The sequence below is a fragment of the Ochrobactrum sp. SFR4 genome, assembly GCF_019730395.1.
Classification (GTDB): Bacteria; Pseudomonadota; Alphaproteobacteria; order Rhizobiales; family Rhizobiaceae; genus Pseudochrobactrum.
Genome location: NZ_JAAPBB010001174.1, coordinates 1 through 245 on the forward strand (window position 1 = coordinate 1; position 245 = coordinate 245).

Consider the following 245-nt stretch of genomic DNA (forward strand, 5'->3'; position numbering starts at 1 on the left):
TTTCTACGGATCAGGAATGTCGCCATTCTCACAAAGATAATCTCTTGCAGTATCCAGAAGCAGACAGAAGGCACGTTCTGCGGCACTGGTACCAATCGGACGGAAACCAATCACTTCGTGCTGATCCAGACTGGGCAGATCGCTGTCATGGGTAAAGGTCCAAACCCGTCCGCCCAGTTCCCGCGCGAAGGGCGCTATATCCGCATAAGCCGGAGCAGCCTGCTCCTCGGATAGTGTAGTTTGTG

General features: G+C 53.9%; 1 protein-coding gene. It reads right to left on the reverse strand.

Annotated elements, in window-relative coordinates; all coding sequences use genetic code 11:
- Window positions 1–3 precede the first annotated feature (3 nt).
- A partial coding sequence (locus tag HBA93_RS22750; protein ID WP_221724743.1) for a class II glutamine amidotransferase occupies window positions 4–245 on the reverse strand: 242 nt, incomplete at its 5' end.